Below are 14,550 nucleotides of genomic sequence, written 5' to 3' on the forward strand. Positions count from 1 at the left end.
TCACGACCTGCCCTTCAGAGCCATCTGGACATCAAGACATCACGACATCCCACGTCTGATGGAGACTGTCGCAGAAGTGTCCCGCTTTGCTCCCGTCCGGGACAAGGACCGTGCGTCATGTCGCTTTGACGCAGGGCCTGTTCGGCTCAGCGCCCGCCGGGTCGGAGCTTGGGGGCGCACATCACATCGTCGAGGAGTGTCTGGATGGCCTGTTCCGCCGCGAGTTGTTGCTCTTCGTCGGCGGTCGTGCCCGTGGTCATGGCGACGACCGAGCGGCGCCCGGCCGAGTCGGTGGTGGTCCTGATCGTGCCGCCCGCGAGGTCGCCGCCGTGGCCCCAGCGGTCTCCGCCGCAGCTCAGCGGCTGGAGGGCCAGCCCGAGGCCGTAGCGCATGCCGGGGAAGGCCTTCTCGTAGTCCGCGTTGACGGGGACGGTCCGGCGCATCTCGGCGAGCTGCTCCGGTTCCAGCAGCTTCCCGCCCAGCAGCGCGCTGTAGAACCGGGCCAGATCGTGGTCGGTGCTGATCAGGGAGCCCGCGGAGCCCGCCCAGTTCACATTGCGGACGGTGGTGTCGGTCCACTCGGCGGAGCCGGGGAAGCGCTGGTACGTATGGGCGTGCGGGCCCCTCAGATACGGGTCGTCGCCGGGCGCGTACGTGCCGGTCAGGCCCAGCGGGCGGACGATCCGGTCGTGTACCTCCCTGTCCCACGACCGCCCGGTGACCTTCTTGATGATCATCCCGGCGAGGAGGTAGCCGGGGTTGGAGTAGCTCCACCGCGGCTTCGGGTCGCCCTCGGCGGCGGGCGGGAAGTCGGGTGCGTGCTTCATCGCTCCGGCGACGATCTCCGCCGGGTCGATGTGCCGGTACCGGTTCTGTTCGAAGGCCTCGGCCGTGTCCCCGGTCTCCTCCGTGGGGTCGTAGCGGTAGATGCCGCTGGTGTGCTGGAGCAGGTGCCGGATGGTGATGCGACTGCCGTCGTTGCCGTTGCCGCTCACCACGCCCGGCAGCCACTTCTCCACCGGATCGCTCAGCGACAGCTCCCCCTCGGCGACCAGTTGCAGCACCACGGTGGCCACGAAGGTCTTGGTGGTGCTGGCGGCCCGGTAGTTCGCCCCGTACGGCATCGGGCGGCCGGTGTTCCGCCTGGCCTCGCCCGCCCGGGCGTGCATCCGGCGGTGGCCGTTCTCCCGCACCTCCACGGTGATGCCGGTGTACCCGGCTTCCTCCAGGATCCGGGTCACCCGGCGTTGCAACTCCTTCTCGGTGAGCGCGGTGCCGCCCTCGGCGGTTGTCGCCGTGGCCGCCGTGGCCGCCGTGGCCGCCGGGACGGCGGCGGCTCCCAGGAGGAGGGCGGCCGCTGTGGCGGTCGCGGCGAGGCGTAAAGGGGACGTTCTGAGGCGTCTGTTCATGGCTCATCAGCCTGCCCGGGCGCGGGGGCCCGGACCATGGCCCCACCACCCCGGCCCGGGTGGGGGAAAGCCCGATGGGCCGGGTGGGGAAACCCCCAGGTCACGGCGGAGCCCGGCCCTCCGCAAAGGGGGCGGGCCGGGGCCCGGCCGGGCCGTCAGGCCGCGGAGCCGCTGTCCACGACGAGGTCGGTGCCGACCACGGAACCCGCCGCCGGTGAGGCCAGGTAGAGCACCGCCGCCGCGATCTCCTCCGCCTCCGCGAGACGGCCCAGCGGGTTCGCCGCCTTCATCCGCTCGATGCGGTCGGCCTCGGTCTCGCCGGGCAGCAGCGACATGGGGCCGTCGGAGGCGCCGGGGCTGACCGCGTTGATCCTGACTCCCTGGTGGATGTGGTCGAGCGCGGCCGCCCGGGTCAGCGTGGCCACCGCCGCCTTCGACGTGCTGTACGCGCCGAGGCCCGGAACCCGCAGGTGGGCGCCGAGGTTGGAGGAGACGTTGACGATGGCGCCGCCGCCGTTGTCCTTCATGTGGGCGATCTGATGCTTCATCGCCAGCCAGACGCCGGTCACATTCGTGCGCAGCACCGCGTCCCAGTCCTCCTCGCTGACCTCGCCGATCGGCCCCCGGCCGCGGAGTATCCCGGCGTTGTTGACCGCGATGTCCAGCCCGCCGAAGCGGGTGACGGTCTCGCGGACCAGATCCCGCAGCTGTCCGGAGTCGCCCACATCGGCCGTGACGGCGGCCGCCCGGCCCCCGGCCGTCTCGATGAGGCGGACCGTCTCGGCGAGGGTGGCTTCGGTGCGCCCCGCGGCCACGACCGACGCGCCTTCGGCGGCGAAGGCGAGTGCGATGGCGCGGCCGAGGCCGGAGCCCGCGCCCGTGACGAGGGCGGTCTTGCCGGTGAAGCGGTTCATCGTGTGGCTCCTTGTGCGGTGTGTGCGGTGTGTGCCGTGGAGGAGGGGCGGCTCCGCTGGAGGCGGAGGTTCAGGGCGGCGGCGGCCGCGAGCGCGGCCCCCGTCGCGGCGAGGGAGAGGGAGTCGCTGCCGAAGGTGAGCACGATGGCGAAGACCACCGTCGGGCCCAGCTCCATCGCCGTGTTCAGCACCCCGCCAGCGAGCCCGGTCCGCTCGGGCGGCACACCGTCGGTGGTGAGGACCGCGGCCCCGGCGAAGGAGGCCGCGGTACCGGTCGGCAGCAGCATCAGCCCGGGCAGAAGCCCCGAGGCGTACGGGGTGTGGGGGTCGAGCCCGGTGAGGGCCAGCAGGACGAGCCCGGCGGCGGCCGTGGCCAGCCCGGAGGCGGTGACCTTCCGGGGCCCGAAGCGGGCTATGAGCCCGCCCGCCGACCGACCCGAGGCGAGCAGGGCGACGGCGAACGGCAGGAAGGCGGCCGAGGTCCGCAGCGGGGACCAGGCACGGTCCTGCTGGAGGTGGAGCGAGAACGTCACGAAGGTCATCGCGGTCGCGCACGCGCTCAGCGCGATGGCCGTGAGGGCGAGGGCCCGCTGCCGGTCCGCCAGGAAGCGCGGCGGCAGGAGCGGATCTCCGGCCCGGCGCTCGGCGTACCAGAACGCGGTGAGCAGCACGCCTCCGAAGAACAGCGGCACCAGCACCCCGGCCGACGACCAGGGCAGGGCGTCGGTGACGACGAGCCCGTAACTGGCGAGCGTGATCCCCGCGGTGGCCAGTAGCGCGCCCGGCAGATCGAGAGTCCTGCCCGGGGTCGGCGCGGTGTCCGGAAGTAGCCGGGGCGCGAGCGCCAGGGCGGCCGCGGCCACCGCGAACGGTACGGCGAAGCTCCAACGCCAGGACAGCAGTTCCGCTATGACGCCGGAGAGCACATTGCCCGCGGTCGCGCCGAGCACCGAGAGCCCGCCCCAGGACGCCATCGCCTTCCCGTACGCCGAGGGGGAGGGGAAGACGGCGCGCAGCACGGCCATCGCGGCGGGCGCGGTCAGCGCCGCACCCGCGCCCTGTGCGAAGCGTGCCGCGAGGAGTGTGCCGATGCCGGGGGCGAACGGGGCAGCGGCCGAGGCCGCGGCGAAGAGGACGAGCCCGGCGCCGAGGGCTCGTCGCCCGCCGTAGCGGTCGGCGAGCCGCCCGCCGAAGAGCAGCAGCCCGGCGAAGGTGAGTCCGTAGGCAGCGCTCAGCAGGATCAGATCGGCGCGCTCCAGGCCGAAGGCGCGCCCGATCTCGGGCAGCGGAACGGCGATCGCGGCGAGCGTGAAGATAAGCGTGATCTGGACGGAGCCGAGCAGGGCGAACGCCCGGCGCCGGCGCGTGCCGGTACTGGCGCCGCACGGCGTATCCGTGGCGGTCATCTCGTCCCCAATTTTTGACTGATCGGTTTAATATGCGGGCATGAAAAAGGGGCGGTGAAGCGTCGCTCTTTCCTCAGTCCAGCAGTGCCAGCGCCTGCTCCGCCGCGTCCCGCACCCGGGCGGGGTCGTCCGACGCCTTGCCCACCACCCGTAGCCCCTGGAGCAGGACGAACAGCATCCGTGCCAGCGCGCGGGGGTCGCGGTCCTCGGGCAGCTCTCCCTGGGCCTGGGCTCGTATCAGCGCGGAGTGCAGCGGGGTCTCCACATGGTCCCAGCTCGCTTCCACCCGGCGGGCCATCGCCGGGTCGTGCGGGGCCAGTTCGGCCGCGGTGTTGGTCACCAGGCAGCCTGTCAGCCGCTGCTCCGGGGAGGCGGCCTCCTCGGCGAAGCGGTGCACCACTGCCCGCACCGCGGGCAGTGCGGGGCCCGGCTGGGACAACTCGGCCAGCAGGGGCGGGTCGCGGGTCTCCGCGTAGCGGTCCATCGCCTTCAGGTACAGCTCGCGCTTGTTTCCAAAGGTCGCGTAGATGCTGGCGCGACCGATGCCGAGATGCTCGACGAGGTCCGCCATCGACGTCGCTTCATAGCCGCGCCGCCAGAACAGCTCGAGAGCCGACTGCAGCGCGGCCTCCGGATCGAATTCCTTCGTTCTGGCCATGAGAAAACCCTAGCACCTATCCAGAACGGTCGGTCAATAATTCGTTCGAGTGACAGTGCCGTCAGGCGCCGCCGACCGCCGTCGGCAGGGCGAGCCGGTGCTCACCCGCGTACACGTTCATCGACGTGCCACGCAGGAAGCCGACCAGCGTGAGCCCCGCCTCGTCCGCCAGATCCACGGCCAGCGAGGACGGCGCCGAGACCGCGGCGAGCACCGGGATCCCCGCCATGACCGCCTTCTGCGCCAGCTCGAACGAGGCCCGGCCGGACACCAGCAGCACCGCCCCGGACAGCGGCAGCAGCCCCTGCTGGACCGCCCGCCCGACCAGCTTGTCCACCGCGTTGTGGCGGCCCACGTCCTCCCGTACGTCCAGCAGCTCGCCCTCCGGCGTGAACAGCGCCGCCGCGTGCAGCCCGCCGGTGCGGTCGAAGACGCGCTGGGCGGCGCGCAACCGGTCGGGCAGGGCGGTCAGGGTCTCCGGGGTGATGCGGATCGGCGCGGCGTGCTCGTCGTCCGGCTCGTCCAGCCGCCAGCGCGCGGTGGTGCGGACGGCGTCCAGGCTGGCCTTGCCGCACAGGCCGCACGACGACGTCGTGTAGACGTTGCGTTCGAGGGTGATGTCGGGGACGGGCACGCCCGGGGCGAGCCTCACGTCCACCACGTTGTAGGTGTTGGAGCCGTCCTCGGTCGCGCCCGCGCAGTAGACGATGTTCGCCAGCTCGTCCGCGCTGCCGAGCACCCCTTCGCTCACCAGGAATCCGGCGGCCAGTGCGAAGTCGTCACCCGGTGTGCGCATGGTGATCGCCAGCGGCCGGCCGTTCAGCCGGATCTCCAGCGGTTCCTCGGCCACCAGGGTGTCCGGGCGGGTGCTGACCGCCCCGTCCCGGACGCGGATGACGCGACGTCGCTCAGTGACCCGTCCCATGTCGATCAGTCCCGGTTCTGTGCGTGGTTCCGTATGTGCTGGGCGATCTCATTGTCCTGCACCGGAACCGTGAGACCGTGGCCCGGTGTGGGTAAACTGTAGACAATAACCAATCCAGGGATTCTGGGAATTCCCGGGATCCGGCCGATGCCGGTACCGATGCCGACGCACAGGGGGACCGATGCTGTCCAAGGGACTGCCGCAGGGCGCGGTGCCGAGGCTGGAGCGGCCCGGGCCGCTGCGCGAGCGCGTCTACGAGGCCCTGCTCGAACTCATCACCACCCGTGCCCTCCGCCCCGGCCAGCACCTCGTCGAGAGCGAACTCGCGGGTCAGCTCGGCGTTTCCCGGCAGCCGGTGCGCGAGGCGCTGCAGCGGCTCAACACCGAGGGGTGGGTCGATCTGCGCCCTGCGCAGGGCGCGTTCGTCCATGAGCCCACGGAGGAGGAGGCCGATCAGCTCCTCACCGTCCGCACCCTGCTGGAGGCCGAGGCCGCCCGGCTGGCCGCCGCGGGCGCGGAGCCGGAGGGGATCGCGGCGCTGGAGGCGGTGTGCGCGACCGGTGAACGGGCGGTCCTCGACGACGACGTGGACGGCGCGGTGGCCGCGAACGCGGAATTCCACGCCACGGTGATGGCGCTCGCCGGGAACACGGTGCTGGCGGACCTGGCCGCCCAGGTGCACCGGCGGGTCCGCTGGTACTACACCCCGGTGGCCCGGCAGCGCGGCAAGCAGTCCTGGACCGAGCACCGCGAGCTGATCGACGCCATCGCCGCGCAGGACGAACGGCGCGCTACGGAGATCATGCGCGCGCACACGGAGCACACGCGCCGCAGCTATCACGAGCGCCCCCGCGACTGAGCCCCCTCTGGCCGTGCCCCTCCGGCCGTGCCCCTCCGGCCGTATCCCTTCGGCCCTCAGTAGCGGGTGCCGGCCATGCGCTCGACCGCTTCCTTGGCCTCCTTGAGGTCGGCGCCCGTCACCTCGCGGTACACCTTGATGGCCTGGATCTTCTTGTTCTCGCGCAGCAGCGCGGTCACCCGCTCCAGGCCCGGCTCCTCCTGGCGGATGTCCAGGTGATCGAGGATCAGGTCCACCTTGCGCTCCAGCCGGGCGGCCCGGCGCTCCGCCCGCTTGATACGGGATTCCAGGCCGCCGTACATCAGGAAGACGGCCACGACGAGGGCACCAATCGCTATTTCCATGATCTGCATGCTAGCCGCACGGCATTGACGGGAAATCGCCCCTGCTTCGGCCTGAGTTTGTCCTTCCGCAGGAGAAAGTCCGCGTGGATTGCGGCGCAAGTTCTTCCCACCCCCGACAACCGCTGCTACGTTCCCCTCGAAAGCCCGACCATGTGCATGCCGATGACGGCGGGAGGGGCGGCGTGAGGCGCATGACGGCACGACCCGCGAACGCGCATCAGGCCCGGCTGCTCCGCCTGTTGCGCGACGGCGGCCCCAACTCCCGGGCTCAGCTGGGCGATCAGATCGACCTCTCACGTTCCAAACTCGCCGTCGAGATCGACCGGTTGCTGGAGACCGGACTGGTCGTCGCCGACGGACTCGCCGCCTCACGGGGCGGGCGCCGCTCGCACAACATCCGGCTCGCGCCCGCCCTGCGGCTGCTCGGCGTCGACATCGGCGCCACGTCCGTCGATGTGGCCGTGACCAACGCGGAACTGGAGATTCTCGGCCACCTCACCCAGCCCATGGATGTCCGCGAGGGCCCGGTCGCGGTGTTCGAACAGGTGCTGGCCCTGGCCGCCAAACTCCGCGCCTCCGGCGTCGCGGAGGGCTTCGACGGCGCGGGCATCGGAGTACCGGGCCCCGTCCGGTACCCCGAGGGCGTGCCCGTCGCACCGCCGATCATGCCGGGCTGGGACGGCTTCCCCGTACGGGAGGCACTCAGCCAGGAATTGGGCTGCCCCGTCATGGTCGACAACGACGTGAACCTCATGGCCATGGGGGAGCAGCACGCCGGAGTCGCCCGCTCCGTCAAGGACTTCCTCTGCGTCAAGATCGGCACCGGTATCGGCTGCGGGATCGTGGTCGCCGGTGACGTCTACCGCGGGACGACGGGAAGCGCGGGCGACATCGGGCACATCCAGGCCGAGCCCGACGGCCGCCCCTGCGCCTGCGGCAACCACGGCTGCCTGGAGGCATACTTCGGCGGCGCGGCTCTCGCCCGCGACGCCGAGGCGGCCGCCCGCGACGGCCGCTCCGCCGAACTCGCCGCGCGGCTGGGCGCCGCGGGGCAGCTCGCCGCCACGGACGTGGCGGCGGCGGCCTCGGCCGGTGACGCCGCCGCCCTCGAACTCATCCGCGAGGGCGGCATGCGCACCGGCCAGGTCATCGCCGGTCTCGTCAGCTTCTTCAACCCGGGTCTGGTGGTGATCGGCGGCGGCGTCACCGGCCTCGGCCACACGCTCCTCGCCGCCATCCGCACCCAGGTCTACCGTCAGTCCCTTCCGCTCGCCACCGGAAACCTCCCCATCGTGCTGGGCGAACTGGGCCCGGCCGCGGGGATCACCGGCGCGGCCCGTCTGATCAGCGACCACCTCTTCTCCCCGGCCTGACCTTTACGCTGCCGGGCGACCCGCCGCCCGGCCCCGCTCCTACGGCCCGCCGCGCGGCACGGCCGTACCGAGGCACGGCGCGCAGCGTACGACCCCCGCGGGGCGGTTTCCCCACCCCCGGGGCTACGCCCCGGACCCCGACCCCCGGGCCCCGGAGACCGGGCCCGGGGCAGGCCGCCCGGTGCCCTGGGACCGGCCGCCGGTCACCCGGCGAACCGGGCTCGGCGAACCGGGTCCGGTGGGCCGGGGCTCCGGAGCCACCAGCCCCTCCGGCGCTTGGGGAGCGAGGGCCGGGGCGGAGCCCCGGTTCGGGGAGGGGCGGGGTGGGGGAGAAGCAGCAGCCGCACCACCCGCACGGCACAAGTAAGCCGCACCCAGCAACCCGCACCGCCACAGCGCCCCGCACCGCCACAGCGCCCCGCACCGCCACAGCGCCCCGCCCGAGGAGGCTCGCCATGGCCCCACCCGATCCGCATCAGTCAGCCCCAGCCCTTCTCACCATGTCCGGCATCACCAAGTCGTTCCCCGGCGTACGGGCCCTCGACGGCGTCGATCTCGACGTCCAGGCGGGCGAGGTGCACTGTCTGCTGGGGCAGAACGGCGCGGGCAAGTCCACGCTGATCAAGGTGCTGGCCGGGGCCCATCAGCCGGACGGCGGGGACATCGTCTGGCAGGGCGCGCCCGTGGCCCTGAAGTCGCCGGTCGCCGCCATGCGCCTCGGCATCGCCACCATCTACCAGGAACTCGACCTGGTGGAGGGCTTGTCCGTGGCCGAGAACATCTTCCTCGGCCACGAGCCCGCCACCGCGGGCTTCGTACGGTCCCGGGCCGCCCGGGCCACCGCCGCCGAGTTGCTGGCCCGTCTCGGGCACCCCGAGATCGACCCGCGCCGGCTGGTGGGCGAACTCTCCGCCGCCGCGCAGCAGATCGTGTCCATGGCCCGCGCCCTCTCGCACGACGTACGGCTGATCGTCATGGACGAGCCGTCCGCCGCGCTCGACCCCGACGAGGTGGACAACCTCTTCCGTATCGTCGGCGACCTCACCACCGGCGGCGTGGCGGTCGTCTACATCAGCCACCGCCTGGAGGAGATCCGCCGCATCGGCGACCGCGTCACCGTGCTGAAAGACGGCCGCGCCGCCGCCCGCGGGCTGCCCGCCCGCACGACGCCCACCCGCGACATCGTCGCGCTGATGACGGGCCGGGACGTCGAGTACGCGTTCCCGCGCCGCACCACCGAAACCCCCGCCCACCTCGAACCCGTGCTGCGACTCCAAGGGCTGGCCAGGGACGGGGAGTTCGAGCCCGTCGACCTCGACCTGGCGCCCGGCGAGATCGTCGGGCTCGCCGGACTCGTCGGCTCCGGCCGGTCCGAGATCCTGGAGACCGTGTACGGCGCCCGCCGCCCCACCGCGGGCCGCGTCCTCGTCGACGGCCGCCCGCTGCGCCCCGGCAGCGTGACCGCCGCCGTGCGCGCCGGGCTGGGGCTCGCGCCCGAGGAGCGCAAGGCGCAGGCGCTGCTGATGCTGGAGTCCGTCACCCGCAACGTCTCCGTCTCCTCCCTCGCCCGCTTCTCCCGCGCCGGATGGCTCGACCGCGGCGCCGAGCGGGACGCGGCCCGCCGCAGCGTGCGCGATCTGTCGCTGCACCCGGCCGACCCGGAGCGCCCGGTGCGCACGCTCTCCGGTGGCAATCAGCAGAAGGCGGTGCTCGCGCGCTGGCTGCTGCGCGGCTGCCGGGTGCTGCTGCTGGACGAGCCCACCCGCGGGGTGGACGTCGGCGCCCGTGCCGAGCTGTACGCGGTGATCCGCCGCCTCGCCGACGACGGCATGGCGGTGCTGCTGGTCTCCAGCGAACTGCCCGAAGTCCTCGGCCTCGCCGACCGGGTGCTGGTGCTCCGCGAGGGGCGGGTCGTCCATACGGCGCCTGCGGACGAACTGGACGAACACCGCGTCCTCGATCTCGTGATGGAAGGGAGTCCGTCGTGCTGAACTCACCGGGAGACACGGGCGCCGACGCCGTCCCCGGCGCCGCCGCCACGCTGACGAAGGCATCAGAGCCCGCCCCCGGCCCACCCGCCAAGGGCGGCAACGGCCTCAGACGCCTCGCCGACCTCCGCAATCTCTCCCTCCTCGGCGTGCTCGCCGTCCTGGTCATCGTGGGCGGCATCACCAAGCCCGACGAGTTCCTGAGCACCGACAACCTCCAACTCGTCCTCACCCAGGCGTCCGTCATCGGCGTCGTCACCGTCGGCGTCACCTTCGTCATCACCAGCGGCGGCATCGATCTGTCCGTCGGCGCGATGGTCGCGCTCGCCTCGGTGTGGGCCACCACGCTCGCCACCCAGGACTACGGGTTCGGCGGCATCCTGCTGTGCGCCGTGCTGGTGGGGCTCGGCTGCGGCCTCGTCAACGGTGTGCTCATCGCGTACGGCGGCGTGGTGCCGTTCATCGTCACCCTCGCCATGCTGGCCTCGGCCCGCGGTCTCGCGCTCCAGATCAGCGACGGCAAGACGCAGGTCGTCACCGTCAAGCCGGTCCTGGACCTCGGGCTCCGCGACTCCTACGTGCTGGGCATCCCCCCGCTGGTGATGATCTTCGCCGCGGTCACGGTCCTCGGCTGGCTGCTGCTGGGCCGTACGACCTTCGGACGGCGCACCGTCGCCATCGGCGGCAACCCGGAGGCGGCCCGGCTCGCGGGCATCGACGTACGGCGCCAGCGGCTGATGCTGTACCTGCTGTCCGGGCTGTGCTGCGGCATCGCCGCGTTCATGCTGGTCATCCTCACCGGCTCCGGCCAGAACACCAACGGCAACCTGTACGAACTCGACGCCATCGCCGCCGCCATCATCGGCGGCACCCTGCTCACCGGCGGCCGCGGCACCATCACCGGCTCCGTCCTCGGCGTCCTCGTCTTCACCACGATCACCAATCTCTTCGCCCTGAACAACCTCGAGACCGATGTCCAGCAGATCGCCAAGGGCGCGATCATCGTCGCCGCCGTCCTGGTACAGAAGGGTCGTTCGACGCCATGAACCACACCGTCATGAACAACACCCCGAGAATCCCTACCAGCCGCAGAAACCTCCTCCTCGGCACCGCCGCGGCGGGCGCGCTGTTCGCGGCCGGCTGCACCAGCAACGAGAACAACGACAGCGGCGACGAGGGCAAGCAGCCCGCCGCGGCCGACGACAAGAAGCGCGGCAAGAAGGTCACCGTCGGCTTCGCCGGGCCGCAGGCCGACCACGGCTGGCTCAACGCCATCAACGAGCAGGCTAAACGGCGCGCCAAGGAGTACGAGGACGTCACCCTCGTGAACACGGAGGGCTCCAACGACACCGCCCAGCAGATCGGCCAGATCGAAACCCTCATCAACAAGAAGGTCGACGTCCTGGTCATCCTGCCCGCCGACGGCAAGGCGCTCACCCAGGTCGGGCTGAAGGCCATGGAGGCGGGCATCCCGGTCGTCAACCTCGACCGCGTCTTCGCCTCCCCGCAGGCGTACCGCTGCTGGATCGGCGGCGACAACTACGGCATGGGCCTCAACGCGGGCCGCTACATCGGCGAACAGCTCAAGGACAAGAAGAACGCCAAGGTGGTGGAGCTGGCCGGGCTGGACAACCTGGAACTGACGCGCCAGCGCACGGCCGGGTTCAACGACGCCCTCAAGAACTACCCGAACATCAAGAAGGTCGGCCGCCAGGCCGCCGAATTCACCGTCGAGTCCGGCCAGTCGAAGATGGCCCAGCTGCTCCAGGCGCACTCCGGCTTCGACGCCCTGTGGAACCACGACGACGACCAGGGCGTGGGCGCCGAACGCGCCATCCAGCAGGCCGGGCGCGACGACTTCCTGATGGTCGGCGGCGCGGGCGCCAAGCGGGCCATGGACGCCATCAAGGCCGACAACACCGTCCTCAAGGCCACCGTCCTGTACCCGCCGACGATGGCCGCCTCCGCCATCGACCTGGCCCGCGCGCTCGGCCAGGGCAAGGGCGTCGGGGGCCTGGCCGAGCTGGAGATCCCGGCCTCCCTGACCCTCTACTCGGCCGTCGTGACGAAGGACAACGTCGACGACTACCTCCCCACCGGATTCAGCTAGGCCCCGTCTCCACCAATCGCATCCGCCGCGATCTGAGAGGAGCCACATGGAAAGCCCCGCAGCACAACACCCCGAAGCACACGGCCTCGGCATCGGCCTCGGCGTCGGCATGGTCGGCTACGCCTTCATGGGCGCCGCCCACTCCCAGGGCTGGCGCACCGCGGGCCGCGTCTTCGACCTCCCCCTCCGCCCCGCCATGGCCGCCATCTGCGGCCGCGACCCGGACGCCGTCCGCGCCGCCGCGGACAAACACGGCTGGGCGGCCGCCGAGACCGACTGGCACGCGCTGATCGCCCGGGACGATGTGCAGCTGGTCGACGTCTGCACCCCCGGCGACAGCCACGCCGAGATCGCGATCGCCGCGCTGGAGGCCGGTAAGCACGTGCTGTGCGAGAAACCCCTCGCCAACTCGGTCGCCGAAGCGGAAGCCATGGTGGCCGCCGCCCGCCGGGCCCGCGCCCGCGGGCAGCGGGCGATGGTGGGCTTCAACTACCGCCGTACGCCCGCGATCGCGCAGGCCCGCCGCATGGTGGCCGAGGGCCGGATCGGCGTCCTGCGCCACGTACGGGTCACCTACCTGCAGGACTGGATCGTGGATCCGGAATTCCCCCTGGTGTGGCGGTTGCGCCGGGAGCTGGCGGGCTCCGGCGCGCTCGGCGACCTCGGGGCGCACATCGTGGACCTCGCCCAGTACCTGGCGGGGGAGCGGCTGGTCGGCGTCTCGGCGCTCACGGAAACCTTCGTGCGGGAGCGTCCGCTGCCCGCCGGGGCGGGCGCGGCGGCGCGCGGCCCGGTGACGGTCGACGACGCGGCCCTGTTCACCGGACGGCTCGCCTCCGGCGCCCTGGCGTCCTTCGAGGCCAGCCGTTTCGCCGCGGGCCGTAAGAACTCGCTGCGCATCGAGCTGAACGGCGACCACGGCTCGCTCGCCTTCGACCTCGAACGGCTCAACGAGCTGTCCTTCCACGACCACACCGCCCCCGCCGCCGATTCCGGATTCCGCCGCATCCTGGTCACCGAGCCCGACCACCCCTACCTGGAGGCCTGGTGGCCCCCGGGCCACGCCCTCGGCTACGACCACACGTTCGTCCACCAGGCGCGCGACATGGTGCTGGCCGTCGCCACCGGTACGGACCCCGAGCCGTCGTTCGAGGACGGGCTGCAGGTGCAGCGGGTGCTGGCCGCGGTGGAGGAGAGCGCCGAGAAGAACTCCGTCTACACCCCCGTACCCGCCTGAGGAGGAGGCCCCATGCCCAGACCCTTCACCCTCTTCACCGGCCAGTGGGCGGACCTGCCCCTGGAGGAGGTCTGCCGATACGCCCGCGACTTCGGCTACGACGGCCTCGAACTCGCCTGCTGGGGCGACCACTTCGACGTCCCCCGAGCCCTCGGAGAACCCGGCTACCTCGACGGGCGCCGCCAGCTCCTCGACAAGTACGGCCTCCAGTGCTGGGCGATCTCCAACCACCTGGTGGGCCAGGCCGTCTGCGACCACCCCATCGACGAACGCCACCAGGCCATCCTCCCCGCCCGCATCTGGGGCGACGGCGACGCGGAGGGCGTACGGCAGCGGGCCGCCGCCGAAATGGCGGACACGGCCCGCGCCGCGGCCGCCTTCGGGGTACGTACGGTCATCGGCTTCACCGGCTCGTCCATCTGGCACCTGGTCGCCATGTTCCCGCCGGTCGTGCCCGGCATGATCGAACGCGGCTACGAGGACTTCGCCACCCGCTGGAACCCGATCCTGGACGTCTTCGACGCCGAGGGCGTGCGGTTCGCCCACGAGGTCCATCCGAGCGAGATCGCGTACGACTACTGGACGACCCACCGCGCCCTCGAAGCCATCGGCCACCGTCCCGCCTTCGGTCTCAACTTCGACCCCAGCCACTTCGTCTGGCAGGACCTGGACCCGGTCGGCTTCCTGTGGGACTTCCGCGACCGGATCTACCACGTCGACTGCAAGGAGGCCCGCCGCCGCCTCGACGGCCGCAACGGCCGCCTGGGCTCCCACCTCCCCTGGGGCGATCCCCGCCGGGGCTGGGACTTCGTCTCCGCGGGCCATGGGGATGTGCCCTGGGAGGACGTGTTCCGGATGCTGCGTTCCATCGCGTACGAGGGGCCGGTCTCGGTGGAGTGGGAAGACGCGGGCATGGACCGCCTGACGGGTGCCCCCGAGGCCCTGTCCCACCTGAAGTCCTACGACTTCGACCCTCCGACAGCCTCCTTCGACGCCGCCTTCGGCAACCCCTGACCCACGGCGCCGCCTCCTCGGCCTCGGACGCGCGGCGCGGTGTCATTCCCCACCCCGCCCCTTCCCGACCTGGGGGGGGGCAAGCCCCCAGCCCCCCAACGGCACGGGACCGCGCCCCAAGGACCCGTCCTCCCCAGCCCAGGAGGCGGGGCCGCAACGGGCGCCCCCGCGCACCGCGGCCCGCCGGGCCGGAGGCTTGGAGGGCTTGCTCTCAGGGTCGGGGAGGGGCGGACGGTGGGAAGGGCACTCGTACCTGTTGCGCCTGCCCCGCCGGGCCGGGGGCCTGCGGGCAGGCTCCCGGTTTCGGCAGGTG

At 72.2% G+C, this 14,550-nt stretch carries 13 protein-coding genes; 7 read left to right on the forward strand and 6 right to left on the reverse strand.

Features of this window, described 5'->3' with window-relative positions; translation table 11 throughout:
- Nucleotides 1–146: 146 nt before the first annotated feature.
- The 5 genes from ACZ6CL_RS24290 to fdhD form a co-directional block, all read right to left on the reverse strand.
- A complete protein-coding gene (locus ACZ6CL_RS24290) occupies nucleotides 147–1,409 on the reverse strand; it encodes a serine hydrolase domain-containing protein (RefSeq protein WP_468938661.1) in 1,263 nt (420 codons plus the stop codon).
- 155 nt (nucleotides 1,410–1,564) lie between these two features.
- Nucleotides 1,565–2,323 (reverse strand): SDR family NAD(P)-dependent oxidoreductase, encoded by a 759-nt coding sequence (locus ACZ6CL_RS24295; protein WP_468938663.1) that lies wholly within the window; start codon nucleotides 2,321–2,323, stop codon nucleotides 1,565–1,567.
- Nucleotides 2,320–3,729, reverse strand: coding sequence for an MFS transporter (locus ACZ6CL_RS24300; protein ID WP_468938665.1), 1,410 nt, complete (start codon nucleotides 3,727–3,729; stop codon nucleotides 2,320–2,322). Before ACZ6CL_RS24300 ends, ACZ6CL_RS24295 begins: the two co-directional genes overlap by 4 nt.
- A 73-nt stretch (nucleotides 3,730–3,802) precedes the next feature.
- Nucleotides 3,803–4,387 carry a TetR/AcrR family transcriptional regulator gene (locus tag ACZ6CL_RS24305; RefSeq protein WP_468938667.1) on the reverse strand — a complete coding sequence of 195 codons (585 nt, stop codon included), beginning with the start codon at nucleotides 4,385–4,387 and terminating at the stop codon, nucleotides 3,803–3,805.
- Between the two features lie 61 nt (nucleotides 4,388–4,448).
- Nucleotides 4,449–5,312, reverse strand: coding sequence for a formate dehydrogenase accessory sulfurtransferase FdhD (gene fdhD / locus ACZ6CL_RS24310; RefSeq protein ID WP_468938669.1), 864 nt, complete (start codon nucleotides 5,310–5,312; stop codon nucleotides 4,449–4,451).
- 181 nt (nucleotides 5,313–5,493) lie between these two features.
- On the opposite strand from fdhD, the gene ACZ6CL_RS24315 reads away from it, so the two are divergent.
- Complete coding sequence (locus ACZ6CL_RS24315; RefSeq protein ID WP_468938670.1) at nucleotides 5,494–6,171, forward strand: GntR family transcriptional regulator; 678 nt, start codon at nucleotides 5,494–5,496, stop codon at nucleotides 6,169–6,171.
- A 56-nt stretch (nucleotides 6,172–6,227) separates the two neighbouring features.
- On the opposite strand, the gene ACZ6CL_RS24320 is transcribed toward ACZ6CL_RS24315, so the two are convergent.
- The gene (locus ACZ6CL_RS24320; RefSeq protein ID WP_468938672.1) at nucleotides 6,228–6,515 is read right to left on the reverse strand and encodes a ribosomal protein L7/L12; all 288 of its coding nucleotides are present in this window, start codon (nucleotides 6,513–6,515) and stop codon (nucleotides 6,228–6,230) included.
- A gap of 191 nt (nucleotides 6,516–6,706) precedes the next feature.
- Between ACZ6CL_RS24320 and ACZ6CL_RS24325 the strand changes: the two genes are divergently transcribed.
- From ACZ6CL_RS24325 to ACZ6CL_RS24350, 6 genes are all read left to right on the forward strand, one after another.
- Entirely contained in the window at nucleotides 6,707–7,888 is a 1,182-nt protein-coding gene (locus ACZ6CL_RS24325; protein WP_468938675.1) for an ROK family transcriptional regulator, read from the forward strand.
- A 455-nt stretch (nucleotides 7,889–8,343) separates the two neighbouring features.
- On the forward strand, nucleotides 8,344–9,879 hold the full coding sequence (locus tag ACZ6CL_RS24330) for a sugar ABC transporter ATP-binding protein (protein WP_468938677.1): 1,536 nt from the start codon (nucleotides 8,344–8,346) through the stop codon (nucleotides 9,877–9,879).
- A gap of 50 nt (nucleotides 9,880–9,929) precedes the next feature.
- On the forward strand, nucleotides 9,930–10,922 hold the full coding sequence (locus ACZ6CL_RS24335) for an ABC transporter permease (RefSeq protein ID WP_468938852.1): 993 nt from the start codon (nucleotides 9,930–9,932) through the stop codon (nucleotides 10,920–10,922).
- Nucleotides 10,919–11,986 (forward strand): substrate-binding domain-containing protein, encoded by a 1,068-nt coding sequence (locus ACZ6CL_RS24340; RefSeq protein WP_468938679.1) that lies wholly within the window; start codon nucleotides 10,919–10,921, stop codon nucleotides 11,984–11,986. The genes ACZ6CL_RS24335 and ACZ6CL_RS24340 overlap by 4 nt, the downstream gene beginning before the upstream one ends.
- Before the next feature lie 46 nt (nucleotides 11,987–12,032).
- Nucleotides 12,033–13,223, forward strand: a complete 1,191-nt coding sequence (locus ACZ6CL_RS24345) for a Gfo/Idh/MocA family protein (RefSeq protein ID WP_468938682.1) — start codon at nucleotides 12,033–12,035, stop codon at nucleotides 13,221–13,223.
- A 12-nt stretch (nucleotides 13,224–13,235) separates the two neighbouring features.
- Nucleotides 13,236–14,237 (forward strand): sugar phosphate isomerase/epimerase family protein, encoded by a 1,002-nt coding sequence (locus ACZ6CL_RS24350; protein WP_468938685.1) that lies wholly within the window; start codon nucleotides 13,236–13,238, stop codon nucleotides 14,235–14,237.
- Nucleotides 14,238–14,550: the final 313 nt, after the last annotated feature.

The organism is Streptomyces sp. NPDC041200 (assembly GCF_055591805.1).

Bases quoted from the DNA above. Each gene is read 5' to 3' on its own strand.
- ACZ6CL_RS24290 (WP_468938661.1), bottom strand. From the start codon at position 1,409: ATGAACAGACGCCTCAGAACGTCCCCTTTACGCCTCGCCGCGACCGCC.
- ACZ6CL_RS24295 (WP_468938663.1), bottom strand. From the start codon at position 2,323: ATGAACCGCTTCACCGGCAAGACCGCCCTCGTCACGGGCGCGGGCTCC.
- ACZ6CL_RS24300 (WP_468938665.1), bottom strand. From the start codon at position 3,729: ATGACCGCCACGGATACGCCGTGCGGCGCCAGTACCGGCACGCGCCGG.
- ACZ6CL_RS24305 (WP_468938667.1), bottom strand. From the start codon at position 4,387: ATGGCCAGAACGAAGGAATTCGATCCGGAGGCCGCGCTGCAGTCGGCT.
- fdhD (WP_468938669.1), bottom strand. From the start codon at position 5,312: ATGGGACGGGTCACTGAGCGACGTCGCGTCATCCGCGTCCGGGACGGG.
- ACZ6CL_RS24315 (WP_468938670.1), top strand. From the start codon at position 5,494: ATGCTGTCCAAGGGACTGCCGCAGGGCGCGGTGCCGAGGCTGGAGCGG.
- ACZ6CL_RS24320 (WP_468938672.1), bottom strand. From the start codon at position 6,515: ATGGAAATAGCGATTGGTGCCCTCGTCGTGGCCGTCTTCCTGATGTAC.
- ACZ6CL_RS24325 (WP_468938675.1), top strand. From the start codon at position 6,707: ATGACGGCACGACCCGCGAACGCGCATCAGGCCCGGCTGCTCCGCCTG.
- ACZ6CL_RS24330 (WP_468938677.1), top strand. From the start codon at position 8,344: ATGGCCCCACCCGATCCGCATCAGTCAGCCCCAGCCCTTCTCACCATG.
- ACZ6CL_RS24340 (WP_468938679.1), top strand. From the start codon at position 10,919: ATGAACCACACCGTCATGAACAACACCCCGAGAATCCCTACCAGCCGC.
- ACZ6CL_RS24345 (WP_468938682.1), top strand. From the start codon at position 12,033: ATGGAAAGCCCCGCAGCACAACACCCCGAAGCACACGGCCTCGGCATC.
- ACZ6CL_RS24350 (WP_468938685.1), top strand. From the start codon at position 13,236: ATGCCCAGACCCTTCACCCTCTTCACCGGCCAGTGGGCGGACCTGCCC.